The following is a 22,168-nucleotide window of genomic DNA, read 5'->3' as shown; positions in this document are numbered from 1 at the left end:
TAGAAAAGAGCGACAGGCTGCCTGGAGGTGCGCCTCGATGCGCTACCTCCAAGCCTGCTCGGAAAGCGTTACTGCGGGATTTCTACGTGCCCACCAAAGCCGAAGCGCATGGCCGACAGGAGCTTGTCGCCATAGGTCGCCTTCTGGCGTGAGCGGAAACGGGCATACAGTGCGGACGTCAGTACCGGGGCAGGTACGGCTTCCTCAATAGCGGCCTCGATGGTCCAGCGACCTTCACCACTGTCGGACACGAATCCGCTGAATTTTTCCAGTTCCACGTCCTGAGCCAGTGCCTGAGCGGTCAGGTCCAGAAGCCAGGAGGAAACGACACTGCCACGGCGCCATACTTCGGCGATGTCTGCCAAATCCAATTGCAGGCGTTCTTCTTCCGGTACATTTTCGGAGCCGCGCATCTTGAGAATGTCAAAGCCTTCGGCGTACGCCTGCATCATGCCGTATTCGATACCGTTGTGAATCATCTTCACAAAGTGACCGGAACCAGCCGGGCCTGCATGGATATAGCCACGTTCGGCACGCTCGTCCGGGGCGTTGCGGCCACGGGTGCGCTCGATGTCGCCGTAGCCAGGGGCCAGGGTGTCGAAGATGGGATCCAGGCGGTCCACGGTTTCCTTGTCGCCGCCAATCATCATGCAGTAGCCGCGCTCAAGGCCCCAGACGCCTCCAGAGGTGCCTACGTCGAGGTAGTGGATACCTTTCTCGGCCAGCGCCTTGGCGCGGCGCAGGTCGTCCTTGTAGTAAGTATTGCCACCATCAATGATGGTGTCGCCCGGCTCCAGCATCTGGCCCAGGGTGTTGATGGTCTGTTCGGTCGGGTCACCCGCCGGAAGCATGACCCATAGCGCGCGTGGCTTAGCCATCTGCTGGATCATGTCCTCAAGACCGGTTGTTGCTTTGGCGCCTTCTTTGGCCAGCGTCTCGATGGAGTCGGCGCTGCGGTCGTATGCGAAGACCTCGTGCCCGTTTTTCATCAGCCTGCGGGCAATGTTTCCGCCCATCCGGCCCAGTCCGATAATGCCAAGTTGCATGTTGTTGCCTCCACGAGCTTTTACGTCAGGCGATAGCCGCCTCGACTAATTGTACGATACGTTGCAGCCCTGCTTCGCTATTGCCGTGCTGAATGTGAATACGTAAATGTCGACGATCTCGCTCGGCGAGCACGGAAAGGTCCCCTTGTGCCTGAGCGGCTTCGACGATGCCGAAGCTTACCTTGCGTCCGGGAATGGCCAGATCCTGCTGGGGTTCGGCGGTAATCTGCAGGAAAACCCCGCTATTTGGCCCTCCTTTGTAGGCTTGGCCTGTGGAGTGTAGAAAACGGGGGCCGAAGCCGCCAACGGTGGCGACACGGTAACGATCCCGTAACAGGGTCCGCAGCCGCGTCATCAGGGTTTCGTGGGCGCCGTTACGCTCGATATAGGCAAGCACGGCAGCGTAATCGCCCGGATTGAGGCGAGCAAAATGCTCCCGAAGTACCTGCTCGGCCGAATCGCCGCTCAGGGGGGAATCGCTGTAGAACGCCAGCTCGCCATCGGTGAAGAAGGGATTTCCGCTGGAAAGCTGTCCGGTTTTTTCATACTCATCGGTTAACGCGCGCGTTTTGACCTTGCTGGCCTCGACGTCAGGCTGATCGAAAGGATTGATGCCTATCACGGCGCCTGCAATGGCGGTAGCCACTTCCCAGCGGAAAAATTCCTGACCGATAAGGTCAGGCCGCATCAGGCTTATGCGGATTACGGGCTGGCCGGCCTTTTCCAATGCCTCGACCTGGGCATCCAGTTCGCTGCCGTCGTTATCTGCACGCAGATAGACGAACAAGCGATCATCACCGTAATGGGTGGGGGCAGCCGGGGGCTCCAGGTCGACCGGAATGATGCCTTTGCCTTGTTTGCCTGTGGACTCCGCCAGCAGTTGCTCAAGCCAGGCACCGATACTGGCGATCTGGGGCGAGGCGAACAGGGTCAGCTTGTCTCGCCCGGCCTTGACGGCCTCACCCATGACCACACCCAGATAAACGCCCGGATTGATCGCAGGCGGTGCACTGGGATCGCACGCCAGCACCATTGGGCGGGTAATCTCGAACAGGCTGTCTACATCGTGTCCAAGCAGGCTCAGCGGTACGAGCCCAAAGGCCGAGAGCACCGAGTAACGCCCGCCGATGGTCGGGTCGCCATAGAAGAGGGTGCGATAGCCCTGCGCCTTGGCGCTGACCTCGAGCTTGGAGCCGGGATCGGTAATAGCAATGAAATGATGGCTGGCCTGATCCTCACCGAGCGCTTTGCAGGCAGCGTCGAAAAAGTAGGCGTTGAGAATTTCAGGTTCCAGGGTCGAGCCGGATTTGCTCGATACCAGAAACACCGTGCAGGCATAGTCAATAGACTGCTCCGTGGCGGCAATTTGAGCCGGATCGGTAGAGTCCAACACCAGCAGGCGCAGGCCTTCAGGTGTGTTGCCCAAGGTTTTCGCCAGCACTTCCGGCCCAAGGCTGGAGCCACCCATGCCCAGTAGAACGGCAGTGGTATAGCCTTCGGCTTTGAGCGATTGCTCCAGTATGACCAGAGCAGAGGTGTTGATATGTGGCTCAGTAGCGGCTTTCAACCAGCCACCCCATTTCGCTTCGTCCTGACCGGTCCAGAGGGAAGCATCCATGTGCCATAGCCGACGTGACCAGCCTTCGCGGCGGGCCTGCTCAAGCTGCTGCTCGACGGCTTGGGACAGGTCTTCTGGCAGGCTGAACTTAGCCTGGTTGAGTTTACCGGCCAGCAGTTTGACGCGCTTGGCACCCACAGCACCGAGCAGATCGTCAGCTGCATCGGAGAAAAGTTTGGCGCCTGCCTTTACCAGGTCTGTCGTTATGCCCGGCAGATCCAGCCCGAACCGCTCGGTGGCTTCGAGTGTGGCGCGGGCTTCATCCAACCCTGTAGTGAGGGTTTCCTTCACCGTGCCATGATCACGAAACGCATCCATGGTCTTGGGCGGCATGGTATTGACGGTGTCCGGTCCGATCAGCTCATCGACATACAGCGTATCGGGATGGTCGGGATTCTTGGTGCCGGTAGAGGCCCATAGCAGTCGCTGAGGTTGAGCGTCCTTGGCGGCCAGGGCTTGCCAACGTTCGCTGGCTATCATGGCCTGATAATCAGCATAGGCCAGTTTGGCGTTGGCAATGGCAACCCGACCCTTGAGGGACTTGAGCGTTGCGTCGTCATTCCCGGCTTTCAGCTGTTCATCGATCTTTTTCTCGATTTCCGAATCGATCCGGCTGATGAAAAAGCTGGCAACACTGGCTATGCGGCTGATGTCTTCTCCAGCCTGAATACGCGTCTCCAGCCCAGCCATGTAGGCCTCGGCAACAGCGCGATAGGATTCCCGGGAAAACAGCAGTGTCACGTTGACGCTAATCCCTTCGGCAATCAGTTGCTGGATGGCTGCTGCGCCCGCTTCGGTACCAGGCACCTTGACCATCAGGTTCGGTCGATCGACAGCTTTCCAGAGTCGACGTGCCTCTATCAGGGTGGACTCGGTATCCATGGCCAGATAAGGCGATACCTCCAGGCTGACGTAGCCGTCCTTGCCGTTTAAACGGTCATAGACAGGCCGCAGGATGTCGGCGGCCTGTTGAATGTCTTCAACCGCCAGATATTCATATACATCGACCGGTGAGGCATCGGCACGGTTGAGGAAGCGCTCTAGCGATTCATCGTAATCCGTACCGTGTCCCATGGCCTTTTCGAAGATGGATGGGTTGGAGGTAACGCCGGTCAGGCCATCCCGCTCAATGAGCGTCTGCAGCTCACCCTTGCGCAAAAATTCCCGACTGACGAAATCCAGCCAGACGGCCTGACCGGCCATACCCAACTCTCGCAAGAGGCTGCTCATCATGACCTCCCGGCGTTCGCCTGTTCAGTGGCCAGTTTGACAACGTTTTCAACCGTAAAGCCGTATTTCGCCTGCAGCTTGCCGATTGGTGCAGAGGCACCAAAGCTGTTCATGACGACCATGGCGCCCTTGCGGCCTACGTAACGCTCCCACCCCATCGGGCCAGCCTGCTCGACGGCAACCCGACCGGTTACGTCATCAGGCAGCACGCTTTCTTTGTAGGCTTCGTCCTGCTGCTCGAACAGTTCCCAACACGGCATGGAGACGACACGCGCCGCTATACCGTTTGCTTTGAGCTGCTCATAAGCCTCGACACACAGGCCGACCTCACTGCCGGTACCCATGATAATGACATCCGGCTTGCCGTTTTCGGCATCCGCCACGACATACGCACCACGCGCCGTACCTTCCGCCGAGGCGTAGCGGGTGCGGTCAAGCGTCGGCATGGGCTGGCGGGAGAGGACGATGCAGGAGGGGCGGTTGGTCTGCTCGAGCGCAACCTTCCAAGCCTGGACGGCTTCGTTGGCATCACCGGGACGCAGGGTCAGAAGACCAGGAGTTGCCCGGAGCTGAGCCAGCTGCTCGATGGGCTGGTGCGTAGGCCCATCTTCGCCAACACCAATGGAGTCGTGGGTAAAGACGAACACCACAGGCAGCTCCATGATCGAGGCCAGGCGAATCGGCGGCTTCATGTAGTCGCTGAACACCAGGAACGTCGCCGTAAAGGAGCGCAGGTAACAGAGGGCAAGGCCGTTGGCGATAGCGCCCATCGCGTGTTCACGTACGCCATAGTGGAGGTTGCGACCGGCGGGTGTCTGCGCTGAGAAGCTTCCAGCGCCGTCAAAGGTCAGCTTGGTCTTGGTAGAGGGCGCCAGGTCCGCCGAACCGCCGATCAGCCACGGGATCTTGCTGGCGAAGGCGTTGAGTGCCTTGCCACCGGATTCACGAGTTGCCACGCCCTTGGCGTTGGCTTCGAACTCTGGAAGTGCATCCATCCAGCCTTCAGGCATCTGACCGGCGCGCATGCGGTTGAGCTCGTCTACAAGGGTAGGCTCCTGCTGCTCAAGCGTTTTCAGCGCTGCCTGCCATTGCTCGTATTGGCTTTGCCCGCGCTCAACCATCTGGTCGCGCAGCCAGGTTCGTGCATCGTCCGGCACCAGGAAGTCAGCGTCTTCAGGCCAGTCATAGGATTTCTTGGCGAGGCGGATTTCATCAGCGCCCAGTGGTTCGCCATGGGCGGCGGCGGTGTTGTGCTTGTTGGGTGCACCATAACCAATGATGCTGTCGACGATGATCAGGGTTGGTGCATCGTCATGGGCCTGGAAAAACTCGATGGCCTGGCCAAAGGTCAGGGCGTCGTTGGCGTCCTTGACATGGACCACGTTCCAACCATAACCCTTGAAACGTGCGCCAACGTCTTCGCTGAATGTCAGGTCCGTGTGGCCCTCGATGCTTATGGTGTTGTTGTCGTAAATCCAGCACAGGTTGGACAGCTTCAGGTGCCCGGCTACCGAAGCCGCTTCACCACTGACACCTTCCATCATGTCGCCATCGCCACACAGCACGTAAACGTTGTAATCGAAGAGGGTAGCGCCGTCACGGTTGAAGCGCTGTCCGAGCCAGCGTTGGGCCATCGCCATGCCAACGCTGTTAGCACACCCCTGGCCCAGCGGGCCGGTAGTGGTTTCCACGCCGGTAGTCATGCGGTATTCAGGGTGGCCGGGCGTCTTCGAATCCATCTGACGGAACTGCTTGATGTCATCCAGGCTGACGGCCGGGTTGCCGGAGGGCTGGCCATGCTCGTCGATCTCGGTCACACCGGCCAGATGCAGCAGCGAATACAACAGCATTGACGCATGACCTACAGACAGCACAAAGCGGTCGCGGTTGGGCCAGTCCGGATGCTCAGGGTGGTAGCGCAGGTACTTGCTCCACAAGGTATACGCCACAGGTGCCAGGGCCATGGGCGTGCCTGGGTGGCCTGAGTTGGCCTTCTGCACGGCGTCCATGGAAAGGGTGCGTATGGTGTTCACGCACAGCTGGTCACGCTCGATGTTGGGGTCGTTGGAAAAAGTGGTGTTGGCAGAGCACATTGCGGATTCCTCGATTGGAGCGTGGAAGCGAATGGCCGGGATGCCGTCTCGCGGCTCGTCATGGTGCAGGCGATAGGCAAGGACAGCAGCTCGGCTGACCGGGCATGCGGGTTATCCAGGCGCAGGGCCTGGGCTGGCGATCCGGCCGATAGGCTGGCGTTAAGCTACTTCTCGACAGCTGATTCGCATGCGACGGAACAGTACTAGGAGGTGTGAGCTTTCAGGCGGGCGTTTGTTCCTCTCATTTTGCGAGAGAGTGCGTTGAAGGTCTTTAAAGGTATCAGGCCGACACGCGACGACCGGGCACGTGATCCAAACAGCCAGCTTCGTTATCATAGGCGCTGACTTTTCTCCTGCGCCCTTCGGGGCGCCGCACCGAGCCCAGCATGAAACAGTACCTAGACCTGATGCGACACGTGCGTGAGCACGGCACCTTCAAAAGCGACCGCACCGGCACCGGCACCTACAGCGTGTTCGGCTATCAGATGCGCTTCAACCTGGCCGATGGTTTTCCCATGGTCACCACCAAGAAGCTGCACCTGCGTTCCATCATTCATGAGCTGCTGTGGTTTCTCAAAGGCTCGACCAATATCGCCTACCTCAAGGAAAACGGCGTTTCCATCTGGGATGAGTGGGCCGATGAGAACGGTGACCTTGGCCCGGTCTACGGTTATCAATGGCGGAGCTGGCCCGCGCCGGATGGCCGTCATATCGACCAGATCGCCAACGTTATCGAGATGATCAAGAAGAATCCCGACTCGCGCCGGTTGATCGTCTCCGCCTGGAACCCTGCCCTGGTGGATGAGATGGCCCTGCCGCCGTGCCATGCGCTGTTCCAGTTCTATGTGGCAGATGGCAAGCTCTCCTGCCAGCTCTACCAGCGCTCGGCGGACATTTTCCTGGGTGTGCCTTTCAATATTGCCAGCTACGCGCTGCTGACCATGATGGTGGCACAGGTCACGGGTTACGAGCCGGGCGAGTTTATCTGGACGGGCGGTGACAGCCACCTGTACGCCAACCATCTGGAGCAGACGGACCTGCAACTGACCCGCGAGCCGCTGCCCCTGCCTACCATGAAGCTCAACCCAGCGGTCAAAGACCTGTTCGAGTTCACGTTCGATGACTTCGAGCTGGTCGGCTACGAATCCCACCCCCACATCAAGGCACCCGTCGCTGTTTGATGCTTTGCCTGGATGCTGTGCTCATGCGCAGCGTCCAGGCAGGTTGATCTTGTTCCCAGTAATCGTCAGCGCTGACGATTCGTGCGTCCAGGGAACAATTCCTGTGCAGGCTCGCTGGCTTATGTCATTTCGGTCATGCCGTCATACTAAGCGGCCTTATCTCCTGGAGCATGCTTCTCATGTTGTCGCATGGTTGGCATCTTGCCCAGCGCCCCGCCTGGCTAGCCGACATTAGTCTTTTATTGGTGGCAGTGGTCTGGGGTTCCAGTTACAGCGTTGCCAAAACAGCCTTACTGCTTTATCCCGTGCTTGGTTTTCTGGCTATCCGGTTTTGCCTGACGGCGCTGCTGCTATTGCCTCAATTACGGGGCGAGGGGCGAAAAGCAATCCGGCCAGGGCTACCGCTGGGCCTGATGTTGCTAGCGATCTTTTTGTGCGAGACCTTTGGAGTGGCACAGACTACAGCGAGCAAGGCAGCATTCCTAATCAGCTTGTTTGTGATTTTTACACCACTATTGGAGTGGGTGCTTTTAGGTCAGCGCCCTGCGCGAGGAGCCTTTTTAGCTGCGGCCGTCTCTCTGCTGGGTATTCTGCTGCTGACGGGAGAGGGCGCAGGCGAGCTACAGTTCAATCTGGGTGATGCACTCATGGTGGCAGCAGCTGCTCTTCGCGCGCTCATGATGTGCGTGACGAAGCGCTACTTCAGCACACAGGCTATTCCTGCCCTTGCGCTTACTGCTGTGCAGGCTGCGGTGGCTGGCTTGGGCTGCCTTGTAATGGCCTGCCTGCTGCCGGCGGGATTACCTGCCTTGCCAGTCACGTACACATTCTGGCTAGCCACGGGATACCTGGTTGTCTTTTGCACCCTGTTTGCCTTTGTGGTCCAGATCCAGGCCATCCGCTATTCCAGCCCAACCCGTATTTCACTTCTGATGGGAACCGAACCGGTGTTTGGTGCCCTGTTCGCGGTTTTGTGGCTGCAGGAAAGCCTGTCGGTTCAAGGCTGGATCGGTGGTTTTCTGATTGTAGCGACTGCTATCTGGGCAACGCGGTTACGTAGCGCTGCCGTATAGCACACCTATAGTTCATCCAGTCTGGTAGAGCGTGTCTGCATGAAGCCTCTATTGTGCTTGCTCAATGGCGAGTTAGGGTCCAGCAGCGAGGTTCGGATGAAGTGCAGGTAACTGCACACACGGCGTAGCGGCGAACGTTCGAACTGCCCCGGGTTGGGCTCCTGATGGATCTGGGCGGCCTGAGCCGTCTCGATGGCATGGTCTACTGCCGACAAGGCCCGCTCCATATGCTTGGGGCTGGGTTGCACGAACAGGCGGATCAGGGCGCGTCCCATGATGCGGATAGCCTGTCGCCAGGGGCGCGATTCCTGATAGCAGGGGTGCAGGGGCAGGTTTTCCTGTTCGTAGCGCAACTCGATGATGGCATGACCAATTTCCAATGACAGGAACATCCAGCGCAGAAGCTGGCGCTGCACGGCGGTATGACCGGTGGAAAGTACATAGGCCTGGTTGAGCAGGTCGCGGGTACTGCTATCGAAGCCTGATGCCAACCCCTTGAGCTTGCCGCTGATGGCATAGACGACCCGCATGCGTAAATCCTGCTCGAGACGTCCCCATAGCCATGGGCGATTGGGCGGCATGAGCACCGCAGCGGCGACCGCGGCAATAAAGGCGGCGAGCAGATAGGACAGGTACTGGTTGAAGAAGATATTGGCGTCATACAGCGTGACGTTGGCCGGCAAGGCCGCCGAGCAGAACCACACCATCAGCCCTGTGCCGTAACCCGCCCACTGGGGACGGGTGATGAAAAATGCGCCAATGGCAAACACCGGCGACAGCGCGTAGAACAACAGGGGAAAGCCATCCAGTTGGGGCAGCACCCAGAACACCAGAAAAAAGCCGGCCAACGAGCCGGCCAATGTCCCGACGGCCAATTGCAGGCAGTAACGGCGTGGGTTGGGCGAGGTAGATGAAAGCGCCGAGATCAGGACGGCTGCCAGCGCACAGGTATCACCGCTGGGCCAGGACGTTTCGATCCAGAACAGCCCCAGCACGAGAACCACGAGGGCGCTGCGTATACCGGAAATGGCCGCTGCCATGGGGTTGGCCACGGGGGTGAAGCTTTCCGGGGGCGGCGTCTTGGGTGGCTTGGGACCGTTCAGGGTGGCATAGGCCAGGCAGTAGCTGTAGAGGTCTTCGGCAAAGCGGTAGAGCAGTTCGGCGGCCGTGTTGAAGTCCAGCAGGTCGCCGTCTCCAACTTGTTGATCCTGAAGCTGCGTTCGGCCCTCGCGAATAGACTGCATCAGTGGCTCACGGTGCAGCGCGAGCTTTTCTGCCAGACGGGCCGCGTCAGTCTCGGTGGTCAGCCGCTCCCCGAACGGTGCAAGCAATGTGGTGATCTCCGAAAGGCAAGGCGAGAAGGCGTCCAGCAGGAGCGGGCGCTGGCGGATCCGGGTCAGCAGTTGGTTCAAGGCATGGAAGCGGGTGTTGAGCTGCATGAACTGGCTGCCCAGGTTGGCCAGCCGACCGCTGCGCTGACGCAGGTGTGGGTCTTCGAACGCACTGGCGCTGCGCAGGCTTTCAAAGCCTACGGACTCGGCCGCAAAGCGTGCCGCCAGGGTTTCGAACTGTTCGCGCGTCAATGCGCCGCTCAGACCCTCATGAGCCATGCGGGCAAAATCACGAAAACGCAGGGAAAGCGTATTACGTAGCACGGTGCGGGTCGTCTGCGGCAGGACGATAGCGCTGACTGCACCGGTGCAGCAGATGCCCAGGCCAATCTCCAGTACACGCCACAGGGCCTGCATAAAGGCATTTTCCGGATGGCTCGTGGCTGGCAAGCCGATCAGGCTGGCGGTGTACCCGGCCAGTAGAAAGGCATAACCGCGAAAGTCGCGATAACGTGCAGCGCCCGCCGTACATAGGCCTACCCACATGGCCAGCGAGCCGAGCAGCAGGATCCGTTCCTGGGCGAAGAGGGCAATGAACAGCACCATTACGCTCAGGCCGACCAGCGTTCCGATGATGCGATAGAAACTCTTGGCCAGCACCTGTCCGCTTTGGGGCTGCATGACGATAAAGACGGTGACCAGTACCGTACTGGGTTGGGGTAGCTGCAACCGGTAGGCCAGCCAGAGTGCAATCAGTGCTGTCAGCAGCGCCTTGAAAATGAAGGCCCAGGTAATGCCATCGGTACGGGCCCATTCCAGCAGGGCACGGTGCCAGGCCGAGCGGCTCGGTAATCGACTGGCAAGAGAAATAGCGCGCAACGGTAACCTCGACGCTCAAAGGGCGCACGGAGTGAATCGGTCAGGGTGAAGAACAGCGTTGCAGTCAGCGCAGGGCGATAGCGCACTGACCGTGAAGCGGCGGCAAGATCTTCTTGAACAGACGAGACAGCGGCCTGAACAGACTGGCTGACAGGGGCGTTACGATCAGATAAGGCGGAGCGGGAAGCGGAAGCGTTTTCCGAAACAGTTGCAGCACGGTGGCCTACTCAAACAGTCACTAGCTCAGACGAGCGCTATCCATTCTATGTAGAGCAGGGTGGCGGGAATAAGCAGGAAAATCGTGAAGGATTATTAACTGTAAAGCGAGTAATAAAAGGGTAGGGAGTTGTGCCAGAATTTGCCGCTCTGAGAGGAGTACGATGGACAATCTCTTTAACATGCGTGCTTTCATGTGTGTTGTGGAAGCCGGCAGCTTTACTGCGGCGGCCCAACGCCTTGAGCTTACCACCGCCTACGTTTCCAAGGCGGTCACCAATCTGGAAACACACCTTCAAACCCGTTTACTTCACCGCACTACCCGTCGGATCGCGCTGACCGAGGCGGGGGAACGTTACCTACAGCGTTGCCAACAGATCTTTGCCTACATTCAGGAGGCGGAAGCCGAAGCCAGCCATGCCCATGCGCATCCGGTGGGCAAACTCAAGGTTCATACCATGACCGGCTTGGGCCAGCATTACCTGATCAAGACGATTGCCCGTTACTGCGAGCAATACCCTGAGGTGAACTTCGACCTGCGGCTGACCAACACGTTTACCGATATCCTGGAGGACGGCTACGACGTCTCTGTAATCCTGGCCTCCCAGCTCAAGGATTCAGGTTACTTTTCCAAGCGACTGGGCAGTACTCATAGCATTCTGTGCGCATCGCCGGCTTACCTGGAAAAATACGGCACCCCCCAGACGACGGCTGCCTTGCGTCAACACCGTTGTCTGCGCTTGGTGAACAAGGCTATGTCACTGGATAAATGGTTGTTCCAAGGCCCAAAAGGCGAGGAGCTGGTAACAATTGACCAGACCCTGTTTCAGGTCAACACGGCGGATGCCTTGATGGAGGCCATTGCTTCTGGCATGGGCATCGGGGCGCTGCCGATCTATGCCGCCGTCAAGGGGCTCAAGGACGGGACGCTGCAGCAGGTCCTGCCACACCACAGCCTGTACCCGCTTAACGTCTATGCGTTGTATCCCTCTCGCCAGTACCTGGATGCAAAGATCCGGACGCTGGTGGACTTCCTGCGCGATACCTTGCCGGGGCTTCTAAAGGCCGACGAGCAGGCTGTGAAGCGGCTGTATGAAGAAGGCCCGGTCAGCGCCTGATGATTAGTCAGGCTGCTGCGCCAATTGCTCGGCCAGGTCTTTGATCTGCTCGCGGCGGTTGGCGTCTCGTAGCTTGTGAGAAGCGTTGAGCGAAGACCACTCCGGATGGGCGCGGGCGTGATTCAGGGCGGCAGGAAGCTTGCCCTCACGCCAGCGCTGATCCTCAGGTGTTTCCACTTCGATGGCCTTCATGGCTGCGTGACCGCGGGCATCGAGTGCCTTGACCAGTTGACGCTGGCGTAGGGCGAGCAGGCGCAGCACGGCATCGTCCACGGTCAGCTCACGCTGGCCGCGTAGCTTGCCAAGCAGGCGTTGACCATAATGACCGCCGGTTTGCAGCAGCCCGCCTGCCAGGGCGCCCAACGCTGTTGCAGCACCCAGCATCAAGCCACCCGCCAATAGGTCGATACCGGCCCCTGCCGCAGCACCGGCAGCAACACCCCCGGTCAGACGGATACCCAGAATGCGCAGGGTTTCGGGGTTGAATAAATCATCGCCCCAGCGGCCATCCAGTAATGGAAGGTCAGCGGCGCGTGCATCGCCCGAGCGAAAGCCGTACAGCTTGAGTAAGTCCTCCACGCAGCGCTGCTCACGCTTACGCAGATCGTCCCGCAGGCGTTGAGTCGCGGCCTTTACCGCATCGTCCTCTGGCGGCACTACATAGCGGCAGGCGGCGGCATCGATCAGCAGTTCGGCGATGAGCTGTGCCGCGCTGTGCTGACGTGCCACTGCCTGGGCTTCGTGATCGGCAATCAGGCGCTCCAGGCGTGAACGCGCCGGCTCGATGAGTAAGGCCAGGCTTTCATACAGGCGGCGCTCGCCGTCCTCAGGCGGAGCAACACTGTCGAAGCGCACCAGGGCATGCAGCCCGAGGCGTGCCAGTGCGGTGCGCCATTCTTCCTCGCGATGCTGCTCGGCTGTCACAAAGTTCAAGACGGGCAGCAGCGGCTTGCCGCACCCGGCCAACACGGCCAGTTCATCCTTGTATTTGGCAAGTACCGGCTCGCGGGCATCGACGACATAGAGCCCGGCATCCGAGCTGCGCAGCTGGCGCAGTACCTTGGCCTCCTGCTCGAAGCGGTTGTGGGCCTCGGCGGTATCGAGGAAACGCTCCACGCGAGCGGGGCCATCCAATCGCTCGCCGGGGCGTTCGAGCTGGTCAAGGTAGTCCCGTAGAGCGATGGCATCTTCCAGACCCGGCGTATCGTAGAGTTCGATCAGGGCTTCGCCGTCCACGGAAAGCCGGACACCCTCTACATGACGCGTGGTACTGGCGCGATGAGAGACCTCGCCAAATCCGATGTCGCGGGTCAGTGTTCGCAGCAGGGACGTCTTGCCAACATTGGTATGGCCCACAACAGCCAGAACGAGCGGTTGGGTCATGAACGTTCTCCTGAGGCGCAGCAGGCGTTGTTGAGCATCGCCTTGCTTACTCCAACCGCGCTCAAACGCCACTTATTCATATCCAGTCTCCAACCATTCCAACGGAGACCGTTCTCCGTGGGGAAGTGCCATTCGATCCAGCCCCTGGCGCCAGTCATCGAGGCGGTCGGCATCCAGTTGGGCGCCTGCAGGCGCGGGTAGCAGCCAAACGCGGGTAGTACCTGCGCAGCGGGCCAGTTCGCCGATCAGGGACAGGGTGCCCCGGTCCGGTGAACGACGGGGATCGCAGGCAATCACCAGGCGTACGGGCGGATAACGGGTGAGTTGCTCCAGCAAGCGGCGGCGCTGCTGTCCGTCGTCCAGTACACCGGCGTTGCGCACGGTGTCCGGCAGCGCGGGTGGCCAGGCCTGTGTGTCGTCCAGCTCAATCGCGACCAGCACAGCACTTTCACCGGCAATTTCCAAGTTACCGGCAGACGGCTCCGGTAGCTGCTCAGGCGCAGCGTCATTGACGCCCAGACGCTCGGTGGTAGGCATCAGCTTTTCACGTAGCAGCACATAGCCGGGCTGCTCGATATCCAGCGTCAGTTGCTGGCGGCGGCGTTGCCATTGCCAGAGGCAGAGGGCAAAGAGAAGCGCGCGGGGAATGAGACCATAGACAATCAGCACGCCTACCAGCCAACCGGCCCAGGCATGACGTGCCGCCTCAAGCCCCTGTGCCGCGTTGCCACTGGCACGAATGGTCTCGATATCCGGCATGGGAAAACCCAGCAATGCAGGCAGCGCACCCAGCGCGTGAGTCATGGTGACAAAGGTATCGCTGCTCAGAATGGTGGTTTCCCAGATAAAGCTGTAGCTGCGGGTCGCCAGCAGGGCAAGTAGGATGCCCAGCGCTGCACTCAAGGCCAGCAGCCAGAGCCCATGCACCAGTGTGCCCAGCCCCCAGCGCACCAGCCGTTGACGACCGAGGAGAATAAGCAGTGCCGGGCCGAGCTGGGCTGCGCGAGCATCCCGGGCCAGCTTGCCGGCCAGCCACAGCCAGAGGCGGCCCAACACACTGGCGCTGCGTCCACCGCCGAAAAAGCCGATCAGCCATAACAGCAGGGTCAACAGGTGCAGGCCCAACAGACTGCCCAGGGCCCAGAAGACATTGACCGGGCGCATGCCATCGCCCAGAGCGCCAAAGCCGAGGCCGGCACCGGACAATACAGCCAGAAAGGCGAGCAGCCAGAATGCGAGGGTGGCACCCTGACGCCAGTGGCGACGGGCTTCGATCAGGCCGTCACGCTGGCCTAACAGATGGGCGCGCAGGTTCAGGCGCTGCATGAAGCTGCCGCCGGCGGCGCGCGCGCGGCGGTTGGCCTCGCTGTCTTCCAGCGGACCGGCTTCTTCCTCGGTCAGGCGGACGGCTTCGGTCAGCCAGAGTGCATCAAGGGTGGAATCGGAAGGGGCAGTAGTGGGTTCGGTCACTCGTCAAACTCGTCCTGGGGATGCGCGGAGAATAACGGGTCGGCATCCGGCGTGTTAACTGGCAAGCCACTGGCAAGGCGGTTGTGCTCTGCTATGCTGCGCGGCTATGAACAAGACACTTCCTCTCAGCTTGATCGTGGCGGTCGCCGACAATGGCGTGATCGGCCACGAAAATCGTCTGCCCTGGCACTTGCCGGCAGAACTCAAATACTTCAAGGCCGTGACCTTGGGCAAGCCGGTGATCATGGGTCGAAAGACCTGGGATTCGCTGGGTCGTCCATTGCCAGGGCGTTTGAATCTGGTCGTCAGCCGTCAGACCGATCTGACGCTCGAAGGTGCCGAAACCTTTACATCGCTGGATGATGCGGTGACGCGAGCCGAGTCCTGGGCCAGGGAGCAGGGTGCCAGTGAGGTTATGCTGATCGGCGGGGCGCAGCTCTTCATCGAGGCGCTGCCTGATGCGGATCGCTTCTACCTCACCCGTGTAGCACTGGAGCCGGAAGGGGATGTGTATTTCCCCGAATGGGATGAGCAGCAGTGGCAGCGGGTATCGCGTGACGAGCACCCGTCCGAGGATGGCCGTCCGGCATATGCGCTGGAAGTGTGGGAACGCAAGCGCTAAGCGCTGCTCATGTTGATTACCTGTTAAACGGGGCGCCTATCAGGCGCCCCGTTTCGTTCTAGAAATACTTCAACCAGGTGATATCGCGGCGGCGCGCCTTGAGGTGGGCAAACCAGCGAACCGGCCAGTAGAGCGCAAAGGCCAGCACGATGGCGCTGATCCACAAGGCCCAGACATGATCAAAGCCGAAGTACGTTCCCTGATTGAGGCCGAACAGGGCAACGGCAATCCGGTACAGCACGCCCAACACGTACAGATGCAGGATGTAGAAGAACATCGGTGCCGCGCCAAACACGGTAAACCAGTGCAGCAGATGGCTTTCCGGCTTGCGCTCGAACAGCACGAGTAATAACAGGCCCAGGCCCAGTGTGAGCGAGAGGAATAGCAGGGAGGGGGGGTACTTGGTGATGTTCAGAAAGCTCATCACCGTCAGCAGGGGTGTTTCTCCGGTGACCCACTGCTGCGCCTGACCATAGCCATTGATCATCCGCAATACCAGGAAGAGCAACAGGGCGCCAATCCCCCAGCCTAACAGACGCTTCTGGCGCTCGGACGGGTTCAGCTGGGTAAACCACGGACCCACGGCATAGCCCAGCGCAATCACGCCAATCCAGGGCAGAAGCGGATAGGACGTCCGCAGCCGCAGGCTTTCGCCCAATTCGATCCAGCCGCGGTCATGCAATATCGCCCATGGGACATGGAAGGGCGAGCCTGCCGGAAAATGCACCCCGTCCAACAGATTGTGCCCGGCTACCAGCACGAGGCCGATGGCGATCAGCGCTGCGCGGGGCAACCAGACCAGTGCCGACAGCATGATCATGCTCAGGCCAATGGCCCAGATTACTTGCAGATAGATCACCTTGGGTGGGAACTGGAACGACCAAGCCAGGCTGACCAGCGTAAATTCCAGAATGACCAGAAATAGCCCGCGCTTGAACAGGAAGCTGGAAACCGCAGCCCGATCATTGTGCTTTGCGCCATAAAGAAAGGCACCCAGGCCTGTCAGGAAGACGAAGACCGGTGCGCATAGGTGACTGGCAATCCGGCTGAAGAACAGGTCAGGTGAGGTCGAGGCGACATCCATGGGGTCGATGACCTGCCGATGCAGGAAGAACGTTTCGCGAACATGATCGAGCAGCATGAATACAATCACGAGCCCGCGCAGGGCGTCGATGCTTTTGAGGCGGTGGGACGTTGAGGTCATTTAAGGTCGTTCCATGAGACACATCAGCAGATAGTGCGATCTGTAATGTTATCTTATTTCAATGGTATATCCCTGGTTCTGCCACATTTGGTTACGGTTTGGCTGACCCCTGTGATTATCTGAATAACGCTCAGGATCCTGATTTTTCTACCTTCAAGCCAAAAGGACTTTTTCGCTTCGCTTGTGGAAATAAAATTCCAAAATATAAAACATGGAAAAAAGTTTGATTAATGCGTGAAGACGTTTTAGGCTGATTTCAACTCGTTCAGCACCCCGGTGCGAAAGACCGCAGGCCGATAAAAATAAATAGGAGCCACCATGGGCGACACAACCTTTGCCAATGGACGTCAGCTGGATGTCATCTGTCTTGGGCGCCTCGGCGTCGATCTGTATGCACAGCAGATCGGGGCACGGCTCGAAGATGTGAGCAGTTTTGCCAAGTACCTGGGCGGCTCGTCCGCCAACATCGCCTTTGGCACCGCCCGGTTGGGGTTGAAGTCCGCCATGCTGACCCGCGTCGGCGATGACCATATGGGCCGCTTCCTGGTGGAATCTCTGAACAAGGAAGGCTGTGATACCCGGGCCATCAAGGTCGATCCTGAGCGGCTCACCGCCATGGTCCTGCTGGGAATCAAGGACCGTGAAACCTTTCCTCTGGTGTTCTATCGCGAAAACTGCGCCGACATGGCGCTGCGCGAGGAAGACATCGACGAATCCTTCATCGCTTCAAGCAAGGCCTTGCTCATCACCGGTACGCACTTCTCCACCGAGGGCGTCTACAAGGCGAGCAGCCGTGCGCTGGAATATGCCGAGAAGCACAACGTCAAGCGTGTACTGGACATTGACTATCGTCCGGTACTTTGGGGTCTCACCGGTAAGGCGGATGGTGAGACCCGTTTTATTGCCAATGCACAGGTAAGCGCCCACGTTCAGCGTATCCTGCCGCGTTTCGATCTGGTCGTCGGAACTGAAGAAGAGTTCATGATTGCCGGCGGCTCGGATGATCTGCTGACTGCCCTTCGCAAGGTGCGTGAAGTCAGCGAGGCGACACTGGTGGTCAAGCTGGGCGCGCTGGGCTGCACCGTGATTCATGGCGAGATTCCCGAGCGCCTGGAAGACGGTAGCATTTACCAGGGCATCCGTGTGGAAGTGCTCAACGTGCTGGGCGCAGGTGACGCGTTCATGTCCGGTTTCCTGCGCGGGTGGCTTACCGGCGGTGATGATGAGCGCTGCTGCCAGCTGGCCAATGCCTGTGGTGGTCTGGTCGTCTCCCGTCATGCCTGTGCACCGGCCATGCCTACCCTGGCGGAGCTCGATTATTTCTTCAACAGCCCGATACCGATTACCCGACCGGATCTGGACCCTGCGCTCAACCGCCTGCACCAGGTAAGCGTGCCGCGCAAGACATGGCAACCGCTGTACATCTTTGCCTTCGATCACCGCGGTCAGCTGGTGGAGCTGGCGCAGCAGGCCGGGCGCGACCTCAAGGCCATTCCCGAGCTGAAGCAGCTGTTCATCCGTGCCATCGAGCGGGTGGAGGCGGATCTGAGGGAGAACGGCGTGCAGGGCGATGTTGGTTTGCTGGCCGATGAGCGTTTCGGCCAGGATGCCCTCAATACGGCAACGGGGCGTGGCTGGTGGATTGCCCGCCCGGTGGAGTTGCAGGGCTCGCGTCCCCTGGCGTTCGAGCATGGCCGTTCCATTGGCAGCAATCTCATCAAGTGGCCTCAGGAGCAGATCATCAAATGTCTGGTGCAGTTTCACCCGGACGATGAGCCTGAGCTTCGCCTTGAGCAGGAAGCTCAGCTCAAGGGGTTATACGAAGCGGCTCAGGTCAGCGGGCATGAGCTGCTGCTGGAGGTGATTCCGCCGAAGAACCACACCTCCGATCAGCCGGATGTGCTCTACCGCGCCATCAAGCGGCTCTACAACATCGGAATTTACCCCAACTGGTGGAAGATCGAGTCCCAGCCTGAGGCAGTGTGGGAAAAGCTGGATGAACTTATCACCGAGCGCGATCCGTATTGCCATGGGGTTGTGCTGCTGGGACTCAATGCACCGGCCGAAGAGCTGGCTGAAGGGTTCCGTCATGCCAGTGCCAGCAAGACCTGTCGCGGGTTTGCCGTTGGCCGGACGATCTTTCAGGAGCCGAGCCGCGCCTGGCTGGCTGGTGAGATCGATGACGAAGCGTTGATCAGCCGGGTGCAATCGACTTTCGAGTTTCTGATCAAGTCCTGGCGTGAGGCTCGCCGCCTGGGCTGATACGTCTCGACTTTTCGCACTACCAGACAACAACAAGATTAGGTGTGGCAACCATGACGAATTCACCGGTCAAGATCGGGATCAATCCGATCTCCTGGAGCAATGACGACCTCCCTTCGCTGGGCGGCGAAACCCCGCTGAGCACAGCATTGCGCGAGGGTAAGGAGATCGGTTACCAGGGGTTTGAGCTCAACGGCAAGTTTCCCAAGACGCCGGAAGGTGTGCGTGACGTGCTGGGCGAGTACGGGCTGGAGCTGGTGTCCGGCTGGTACTCAAGCCTCATGGCGCATCGCAGCGCAGAAGATGAAATCAAGGGCATTGCCGAGCATTGCCGCCTGTTGGCCGAAAATAACGCCAAGGTCCTGGTATATGGCGAAGTGGCCGGTTCCATTCAGAGCAAGCGGGTCCCTCTGGTTGAGCGTCCACGCTTTTATACAGACGAGCAGTGGAAGGTTTACGGCGACAAGCTGACGGCTCTGGCACGCTTCACCCAGTCCCAGGGGGTGCGTCTGGCCTACCACCACCATATGGGGGCCTATGTGGAGTCCCCCGAGGACATTGATCGGCTGATGGAGGTGACTGGCGAGGAGGTCGGCCTCCTGTTCGACGCAGGCCACTGCTACATGGGCGGTGGCGATCCGCTGGCCGTATTAAAGAAACATATCGACCGCGTTTGCCATGTGCACTTCAAGGACGTTCGCAAGAATGTTGTGCAGCTGGCCCGTAACAACCAATGGAGTTTCCCGGATTGTATCGTCAACGGCACCTTTACGGTGCCCGGCGATGGCGACATCGAATTTGGGCCACTGCTCGACACCTTGTATGCCGCCAACTACCGCGGCTGGCTGGTAGTGGAGGCCGAACAGGATCCGGCCGTAGCGCCCAGTTATCTCTACGCCCAGAAAGGGTATGAAACGCTGCGTGCACTGGTATCCCGCGCCAACGCTCGACTCACCCTTTATTAAGAGGAGGTTGTATGGATTTGCTTGTCAAAGGCTCCGCTGAACGCCGCACGCTGGTCCAGGTACCCGACAATGCACTCGAATACGTGGGCTTTTCGGCCCATAAGCTCAAGGATGGCGATGAGCTGCCTGTGAACGGACAGGACAGGGAAGTGTGCATCGTACTGCTGGCCGGCAAGGCGACCATCAAGGCGAATCACCCGCAGAAGGGTGCGTTTGCCTGGGAACACATTGGCGATCGCCAAAGCGTGTTCGAGGACAAGTCACCCTATGCCGCTTACCTGCCGCCCGCTACTGAAGCCCTGGTGATAGCCCACGGTGATGTGGAAATTGCTGTATGTCTGGCGCCGGGCAATCCAGAAGAAACGTTGCCGCCCCGGCTGATCGAGCCAGCAACCATGAAGCGTTCAACCCGAGGCAAGGACGCCAACACCCGTTACGTCTGCGACATCCTGCCGGACACGGCCGAGGCGCATTCGCTGCTGGTCGTAGAGGTGATCACTCCGTCTGGTCATTCCTCCAGCTATCCGCCCCACAAGCACGACACGGATGACCTGCCGGCGCAGAGCTTTCTGGAGGAATCCTACTACCACCGTCTGAATCCGCCCCAGGGCTTTGCCTTCCAGCGGGTCTACACCGACGACCGCAGCATCGACCAGGCCATGACCGTGGAAAACAACGATGTGGTACTCGTTCCCAAGGGTTACCACCCGGTTTCTGTGCCCTGGGGATACACCTCCTACTACCTCAACGTAATGGCCGGGCCCAAGCGTGTCTGGAAATTCCATAACGACCCGGCCCACGAGTGGTTGCTTCAGGGCTGATCCGCTTCAACACCGAACTCCCGCCATGGTTGGCGGGAGCCACGACAACGCGCTTCAAGGAGAGCACGAGCCGAATACACGTTCAGAAGCAACTTCGTAGTAGCTGACTTCTGGAAACCCAAGAACAAGAACCAGAGCGAGCGATATGACGATCCTTACTTCCACCCATGCACATCGCCATGACATCGGTTATGTGCTGAGAATCTGCGCCGTGGCGGCGTTAGGCGGCATTCTGTTCGGGTATGACACTGCCGTCATTTCCGGCGCCGTGGACTCGCTGCGTGCGTATTTTTCCTTGTCTGCGGCCGAGACCGGCTGGGCGGTTTCCAATGTGGTCATCGGCTGCGTCGTCGGTGCCTTGAGTGCAGGCTGGGTAGCCGGTTGTCTGGGTCGCAAGAAAGCGCTCGTTCTAGCCGCTGTGCTGTTTACCGTGTCGGCGGTAGGGGCTGCGGTGGTCGACAGCTTCGTCTGGTTTGTCATCTACCGCATGATTGGCGGGTTGGCCGTGGGGCTGGCGGCTACGGTCTCGCCCATGTACATGTCTGAGGTCTCGCCCAAGAACATGCGGGGCCGTGCGCTTGGCATGCAGTCGATTGCCATCGTTGCCGGCCAGGTGATCGTCTTTACCGTGAATTACCTGATTGCCCGGGACGTGGCGGCCGAGTGGCTGGTCGACTACGGCTGGCGCTGGATGATCGGCTCCGAAGTCGTGCCCTGCATTCTCTTCTGCATCATGGTATTCACCATTCCGGAGTCGCCCCGCTGGCAGGTGATGGTCGGTCAGGACGATAAGGCCCTAAAGACGCTGACACGTATTTCCAACGCCGAGCATGCCGGGCATCTCCTGGCGGAGATCAAGGACTCATTGAAGCAGGACCGCCAGGGCTGCTCGCAAAAGGTGGAGCTGTGCAGGTCCGGCTTGGGGATGATCCTGTTCGTCGGGTGCATGCTGGCCATGCTTCAGCAGGTCAGCGGCGTGAATGTGATGATGTATTACGCGCCGATGGTACTCAAAGGCGTCACCGCCAGTACCGAGTCCGCGTTGTTCCAGACCATCTGGATTGGTGTGATGCAGCTGGTGGGCACGCTGATCGGCGCCTGGCTGATCGACCGCGTCGGCCGGATTCCGCTGATGAAGTACGGCACCATCGGCTCGGTCAGCGGGCTCCTGATCACCTCTTACGCCATGTACACCCATCAGGACGGCTACCTGACGCTGTTTGGGATGCTCCTGTTCATGCTGCTGTATGCGCTGTCCTGGGGGATCGGCACCTGGGTGCTGATCTCTGAGATTTTTCCGAACCGTCTGCGCTCGCTGGGCATGAGTGTGGCCGTGTGCAGCATGTGGATTGCCAACTTCCTGGTGACCCAGACGTTCCCGATGATCAATGACCATCCCTACCTGATGAGCGCATTCAATGGTGCCTTCCCAATGTGGCTGTTCGCAGGCTTTGGCGTGTTCAGTTACTGGTTCGTCATCCGTTTCGTCCCTGAAACCCGTGGTGTATCGCTGGAAAAAATGGAAGGCGTGATGCTGGCCAAGATTCGTCGCCAGCCCATGTCGGCCAGTACTCGGAAAACCGGTCGGGCCTTGTCATCCAAGCCCATTTGATAAGAGCGGATCGCGGTAAGGATCCATTGGTTTTGTTAGCTACG

Annotated in this window: 16 protein-coding genes; 8 read left to right on the top strand and 8 right to left on the bottom strand. The window is 59.5% G+C overall.

The window, feature by feature from the left end; genetic code table 11:
* Positions 1 to 68: 68 nt before the first annotated feature.
* Genes gnd through tkt form a run of 3 tightly spaced genes read right to left on the bottom strand, consistent with a single transcriptional unit; the run spans position 69 to position 5,987 of the window.
* Positions 69 to 1,046, bottom strand: a complete 978-nt coding sequence (gnd, locus tag HMPREF1487_RS05705) for a phosphogluconate dehydrogenase (NAD(+)-dependent, decarboxylating) (protein ID WP_010795654.1) — start codon at positions 1,044 to 1,046, stop codon at positions 69 to 71.
* Positions 1,047 to 1,071: 25 nt separating this feature from the next.
* On the bottom strand, positions 1,072 to 3,894 hold the full coding sequence (locus HMPREF1487_RS05700) for a bifunctional transaldolase/phosoglucose isomerase (protein WP_010795653.1): 2,823 nt from the start codon (positions 3,892 to 3,894) through the stop codon (positions 1,072 to 1,074).
* Positions 3,894 to 5,987, bottom strand: coding sequence for a transketolase (gene tkt, locus HMPREF1487_RS05695; RefSeq protein ID WP_010795652.1), 2,094 nt, complete (start codon positions 5,985 to 5,987; stop codon positions 3,894 to 3,896). Before tkt ends, HMPREF1487_RS05700 begins: the two co-directional genes overlap by 1 nt.
* Positions 5,988 to 6,373: 386 nt before the next feature.
* On the opposite strand from tkt, the gene HMPREF1487_RS05690 reads away from it, so the two are divergent.
* Positions 6,374 to 7,168, top strand: a complete 795-nt coding sequence (locus HMPREF1487_RS05690) for a thymidylate synthase (protein ID WP_010795651.1) — start codon at positions 6,374 to 6,376, stop codon at positions 7,166 to 7,168.
* A 179-nt stretch (positions 7,169 to 7,347) separates the two neighbouring features.
* A complete protein-coding gene (locus HMPREF1487_RS05685; protein ID WP_010795650.1) occupies positions 7,348 to 8,241 on the top strand; it encodes a DMT family transporter in 894 nt (297 codons plus the stop codon).
* 5 nt (positions 8,242 to 8,246) lie between these two features.
* On the opposite strand, the gene HMPREF1487_RS05680 is transcribed toward HMPREF1487_RS05685, so the two are convergent.
* Together HMPREF1487_RS05680 and HMPREF1487_RS27240 are read right to left on the bottom strand one after the other, a co-directional pair.
* Complete coding sequence (locus HMPREF1487_RS05680; RefSeq protein WP_010795649.1) at positions 8,247 to 10,451, bottom strand: FUSC family protein; 2,205 nt, start codon at positions 10,449 to 10,451, stop codon at positions 8,247 to 8,249.
* A 64-nt stretch (positions 10,452 to 10,515) separates the two neighbouring features.
* Positions 10,516 to 10,668 carry a hypothetical protein gene (locus HMPREF1487_RS27240; RefSeq protein WP_156913089.1) on the bottom strand — a complete coding sequence of 51 codons (153 nt, stop codon included), beginning with the start codon at positions 10,666 to 10,668 and terminating at the stop codon, positions 10,516 to 10,518.
* 163 nt (positions 10,669 to 10,831) lie between these two features.
* On the opposite strand from HMPREF1487_RS27240, the gene HMPREF1487_RS05675 reads away from it, so the two are divergent.
* Complete coding sequence (locus HMPREF1487_RS05675; protein WP_010795648.1) at positions 10,832 to 11,785, top strand: LysR family transcriptional regulator; 954 nt, start codon at positions 10,832 to 10,834, stop codon at positions 11,783 to 11,785.
* A 3-nt stretch (positions 11,786 to 11,788) separates the two neighbouring features.
* On the opposite strand, the gene HMPREF1487_RS05670 is transcribed toward HMPREF1487_RS05675, so the two are convergent.
* On the bottom strand, positions 11,789 to 13,168 hold the full coding sequence (locus HMPREF1487_RS05670; protein WP_010795647.1) for a DUF3482 domain-containing protein: 1,380 nt from the start codon (positions 13,166 to 13,168) through the stop codon (positions 11,789 to 11,791).
* 72 nt (positions 13,169 to 13,240) lie between these two features.
* Positions 13,241 to 14,638, bottom strand: coding sequence for a DUF2868 domain-containing protein (locus HMPREF1487_RS05665; RefSeq protein ID WP_010795646.1), 1,398 nt, complete (start codon positions 14,636 to 14,638; stop codon positions 13,241 to 13,243).
* Positions 14,639 to 14,744: 106 nt separating this feature from the next.
* Here HMPREF1487_RS05665 and HMPREF1487_RS05660 point away from each other — a divergent pair, with 106 nt between their 5' ends.
* Complete coding sequence (locus tag HMPREF1487_RS05660) at positions 14,745 to 15,260, top strand: dihydrofolate reductase (RefSeq protein WP_010795645.1); 516 nt, start codon at positions 14,745 to 14,747, stop codon at positions 15,258 to 15,260.
* 58 nt (positions 15,261 to 15,318) lie between these two features.
* Here HMPREF1487_RS05660 and HMPREF1487_RS05655 read toward each other — a convergent pair whose 3' ends face one another.
* Complete coding sequence (locus HMPREF1487_RS05655) at positions 15,319 to 16,464, bottom strand: acetyltransferase domain-containing protein (RefSeq protein ID WP_010795644.1); 1,146 nt, start codon at positions 16,462 to 16,464, stop codon at positions 15,319 to 15,321.
* Positions 16,465 to 16,782: 318 nt separating this feature from the next.
* Between HMPREF1487_RS05655 and iolC the strand changes: the two genes are divergently transcribed.
* From iolC to HMPREF1487_RS05635, 4 genes are all read left to right on the top strand, one after another.
* The gene (gene iolC / locus HMPREF1487_RS05650) at positions 16,783 to 18,726 is read left to right on the top strand and encodes a bifunctional 5-dehydro-2-deoxygluconokinase/5-dehydro-2-deoxyphosphogluconate aldolase (protein ID WP_010795643.1); all 1,944 of its coding nucleotides are present in this window, start codon (positions 16,783 to 16,785) and stop codon (positions 18,724 to 18,726) included.
* Positions 18,727 to 18,779: 53 nt separating this feature from the next.
* Positions 18,780 to 19,691, top strand: coding sequence for a myo-inosose-2 dehydratase (gene iolE, locus HMPREF1487_RS05645; RefSeq protein WP_010795642.1), 912 nt, complete (start codon positions 18,780 to 18,782; stop codon positions 19,689 to 19,691).
* An 11-nt stretch (positions 19,692 to 19,702) separates the two neighbouring features.
* The gene (gene iolB / locus HMPREF1487_RS05640) at positions 19,703 to 20,512 is read left to right on the top strand and encodes a 5-deoxy-glucuronate isomerase (protein WP_010795641.1); all 810 of its coding nucleotides are present in this window, start codon (positions 19,703 to 19,705) and stop codon (positions 20,510 to 20,512) included.
* 145 nt (positions 20,513 to 20,657) lie between these two features.
* Positions 20,658 to 22,124, top strand: coding sequence for a sugar porter family MFS transporter (locus HMPREF1487_RS05635; RefSeq protein ID WP_010795640.1), 1,467 nt, complete (start codon positions 20,658 to 20,660; stop codon positions 22,122 to 22,124).
* The last annotated feature ends 44 nt before the right edge of the window (positions 22,125 to 22,168 follow it).

The organism is Pseudomonas sp. HPB0071, assembly GCF_000478505.2.
GTDB lineage: Bacteria > Pseudomonadota > Gammaproteobacteria > Pseudomonadales > Pseudomonadaceae > Chryseomonas > Chryseomonas luteola.
Note: the sequence above shows the minus strand (reverse complement) of the source record. Positions and strands in the feature narration are given on the sequence as shown.

Bases quoted from the DNA above. Each gene is read 5' to 3' on its own strand.
- gnd (WP_010795654.1), bottom strand. From the start codon at position 1,046: ATGCAACTTGGCATTATCGGACTGGGCCGGATGGGCGGAAACATTGCC.
- HMPREF1487_RS05700 (WP_010795653.1), bottom strand. From the start codon at position 3,894: ATGAGCAGCCTCTTGCGAGAGTTGGGTATGGCCGGTCAGGCCGTCTGG.
- tkt (WP_010795652.1), bottom strand. From the start codon at position 5,987: ATGTGCTCTGCCAACACCACTTTTTCCAACGACCCCAACATCGAGCGT.
- HMPREF1487_RS05690 (WP_010795651.1), top strand. From the start codon at position 6,374: ATGAAACAGTACCTAGACCTGATGCGACACGTGCGTGAGCACGGCACC.
- HMPREF1487_RS05685 (WP_010795650.1), top strand. From the start codon at position 7,348: ATGTTGTCGCATGGTTGGCATCTTGCCCAGCGCCCCGCCTGGCTAGCC.
- HMPREF1487_RS05675 (WP_010795648.1), top strand. From the start codon at position 10,832: ATGGACAATCTCTTTAACATGCGTGCTTTCATGTGTGTTGTGGAAGCC.
- HMPREF1487_RS05670 (WP_010795647.1), bottom strand. From the start codon at position 13,168: ATGACCCAACCGCTCGTTCTGGCTGTTGTGGGCCATACCAATGTTGGC.
- HMPREF1487_RS05660 (WP_010795645.1), top strand. From the start codon at position 14,745: ATGAACAAGACACTTCCTCTCAGCTTGATCGTGGCGGTCGCCGACAAT.
- HMPREF1487_RS05655 (WP_010795644.1), bottom strand. From the start codon at position 16,464: ATGACCTCAACGTCCCACCGCCTCAAAAGCATCGACGCCCTGCGCGGG.
- iolC (WP_010795643.1), top strand. From the start codon at position 16,783: ATGGGCGACACAACCTTTGCCAATGGACGTCAGCTGGATGTCATCTGT.
- iolE (WP_010795642.1), top strand. From the start codon at position 18,780: ATGACGAATTCACCGGTCAAGATCGGGATCAATCCGATCTCCTGGAGC.
- iolB (WP_010795641.1), top strand. From the start codon at position 19,703: ATGGATTTGCTTGTCAAAGGCTCCGCTGAACGCCGCACGCTGGTCCAG.
- HMPREF1487_RS05635 (WP_010795640.1), top strand. From the start codon at position 20,658: ATGACGATCCTTACTTCCACCCATGCACATCGCCATGACATCGGTTAT.